1 protein-coding gene and 1 pseudogene are annotated in these 3191 nt (G+C 67.2%); one reads left to right on the forward strand and one right to left on the reverse strand.

The window, feature by feature from the left end:
- Positions 1 to 448: pseudogene (locus tag ACWDA7_RS51535) on the reverse strand (hypothetical protein); the annotation flags it as partial.
- Between the two features lie 129 nt (positions 449 to 577).
- Here ACWDA7_RS51535 and ACWDA7_RS51540 point away from each other — a divergent pair.
- Complete coding sequence (locus ACWDA7_RS51540) at positions 578 to 2749, forward strand: transglycosylase domain-containing protein (RefSeq protein WP_450614982.1); 2172 nt, start codon at positions 578 to 580, stop codon at positions 2747 to 2749.
- Positions 2750 to 3191 lie beyond the last annotated feature (442 nt).

A 3191-nucleotide genomic window follows, 5' to 3' on the forward strand; every position in this document is an offset into this window, starting at 1 on the left:
ACGAGGCGGCCAGGGCGCGCTGCCCGGCGTCCATCGGGCCCCGGTGCAAGGCGGCGACCCGGTGGAACGTGCCGCGCCCCACCGGCGGGATCACGTGGGTGCGGGCAGCGGCCAGCAGCCGGTTCTCCGCCGCCAGCCGCCGGTGTGTGGTGTAGGTCTGGGAGCCGATGGGCCGGTAGATGCTCGTGCCGTCCGGCCGCTGCAGGTCCGGGTGCGACGGGTTGATCTCGGGCGGGGTGATGTCCAGGCAGTCGGCGTGACCGAGGACCTGGTCGGTGATCTGCTCGGCGAGAGCGGCGGGTGCGGTGGCACCGGCCAGGGTGCGCATCAGGTAGCGGCGCGCTTCGGCCACCACGTGGCGGCGGCGAAAGGTGGTGCGGCGTTCGGCGACGGAAGCCAGCACGCTCTCGGCCGCGGCCCCGGCGGCCTCCTCCCCGAATACGCACATGCTGCTTGACCTGACCGGACAGAGTAAGCGGCACCCACATCCTGTCGAGGATGCGACCGGCCTCCATGACCGCCAAGGTAAGCGAACGGTTAATCGGAATCCTCACCATCGCAACCCACACTGCTCCTCATGGGTTACATGCGTCCGGGTGGGGCCCGGTCCGCTGGATCGCGGCCATCGGCCATAGCGGCGGGAGCGACGGCCGCACGGGCATTGCAGTTCGTCGGCGTCAGCGCACTCGCCGGAATCGTGGTGGCTGGCATCGCGCTGCCGGCCGCTGGCGCGCTCGGCTTGTCGGCGAAGGGCGCGGCGACCGGATTCGATCACCTGCCCGGTGAGCTTAAGCGTCCGCCGCTGAGTCAGGCGTCACACATCCTAGACGCCAACAGCAACGTCATCGCCACCGTCTACTCCCGAGACCGCACGGTGGTCCCGCTCGGCCTGATCAGCCCGGTCATGCAGAAGGCCATCGTCGCCATCGAGGACGCCCGCTTCTGGCAGCACGGCCCCATCGACCCCAGGGGCATACTCCGTGCAGTCGTCAAGGACACCCAGGCGGGCGGCGCCGCGCAAGGCGCCTCCACGCTCACCCAGCAGTACGTCAAGAACGTGTTCGTCGAAGAGGCGGGCGATGACCCAACCGCGGTCGCCAAGGCGACCTCACCGACCCTCGGACGCAAGGTCCAGGAACTCAAGTACGCGATCCAGGCCGAGAAAGACCTCGGTAAGAAAAAGATCCTTGAGAACTACCTCAACATCGTGCCGTTCGGCGAGCAGTCCTTCGGCATAGAGGCGGCCTCCGAGCGCTACTTCAGCACGCACGCCAAGGACCTCACGCTCCCGCAAGCCGCACTCCTGGCCGGCGTCGTCAACGGGACCACGTTGTACGACCCCATCCAGCACCCCCATGCCGCTCGCGACCGGCGCGACCTCGTGCTGCAGCGCATGGCTGACGTTCACGACATCACCCAGGCGCAGGCCGACGCCGGAAGGAAGCAACCACTCGGCTTGAAGGTCACCGCCCCCCACAACGGCTGCGTTACCGCCGTCCGCGGTGCCGGCTTCTTCTGCGACTATGTCCGCGAGGTCTTCCTCAACACTCCCGTCTTCGGCAAGACCGAAGAAGAGCGCGCTCGGCGCTGGAACACCGGCGGCCTGACCATCAAGACCACCCTGGACCCACAGGTCCAGGACGCCGTCCGGGCCTCCATCGCCCAGCACGTCTACAAAACCGACCCCGTCGCCACCGCCGTTACCCTCGTCCAGCCCGGCACCGGCAAGATCCTTGCGATGGGCCAGTCCCGTCCGTACGGCTTCGGCCCGAACGAAACACAGATCAACTACAACGTCGACCACAACATGGGCGGCGGAACCGGCTTCCAGTCCGGCTCGACGTTCAAGCCGATCGTCGCCGCGGCGGCGATCGACGGCGGGACCGACCCCAACACCGTGCTGCCAGCGCCGTATTCGATGAACTACCCCAGTCCGGTGAACACCTGCGGCAACCCCTGGCTACGCAACCCCACCGACCCACCGATGTCGAACGAGAACAAGTCGGAAGTCGGCCCGATGAACATGCAGAAGGCGATGGCCCTCTCGGTCAACACCTACTTCGTCCAGCTCATCGGCAACCTCGGTATCTGCCCAGTGGTCCAGACGGAGCAGAAGCTCGGCGTGCACCAGGCCAACGGCGCCCCGCTCGAGCAGGTTCCCTCCATCACCCTGGGCACACAGCAGATGACGCCACTGACCATGGCATCCGCCTACGCCGCCTTCGCCGACAACGGCGTCTACTGCACGCCGACGGCCATCGAATCGATCAACGACTCGAGCGGAAAATCGATCCCGGTACCGCAGACAACGTGCAACCAGGCGGTGTCGCCGAACACCGCCGCGACCATCAACACGCTGCTCAAGGGCGTGGTGGAGGACGGCACCGGCCGCCAGGCAGGGCTGACGGACCGCGACAGCGCAGGAAAGACCGGTACGACCGACAACCGCTATGCGGCCTGGTTCGTCGGCTACACCTCGAACCTCGCCGGCGCGGTCTGGGTCGGCGGCCCGTCCCGTAACGTCTCCATGACCAACATCACCATCGGCGGCGTCTTTCACGCGGAGGTCTTCGGCGCCGACACCCCGGGCCCCATCTGGCGCGACGCCATGGCCGGTGCCCTCGCCGGCTCGGTCTCACCCCCGCTGCCCACTGTGCAACTCGCTCCCGACAAGCCCCAAGCTCCCGGTCCGGGTGCCTCGGCCAGTCCCAGCAGCAATGTCGCCGCCACTCCCGACAGCAACGGCTGAACGGCGGTCCGCCGAGCGCATCCAGTCGACGTAGGCCTCCATCGGTTCACCGGCGACGGTCGCCGGATACTCCATTGCCTGCCCTGAAGCCACGGCAAAGGCTCCGCAAGGACACCGTACTCATCGTGGTCGGCACCCCAGGAGGGTAGACAGGGCAGCGATGGTCGGTGGCGTCGGTCCGGCACCTTTGGTCGCGCCGGGCACAGCTTGGCTAGTGGGACAACTCTGCTCGGCTCCTCGCCGGCCGCGCAGGGGCCGGTTGAAGTTCGGTACGTCTCGGCAATCGACGGTCGATGCAGGAGGACTTCATCCGCCTCAATGGCCTGTCGCAGGCGACCACTAACCTTCTAGTGTGACGCGCCGGAAATGGCGAGTCTAAGTCTGTAGACTATTTCTATGTCGCATCGGGGTCCGCGTGCTGTCGAGGTCGTATTGTCCGACG

The sequence above is a fragment of the Streptomyces sp. NPDC001156 genome, assembly GCF_053598275.1.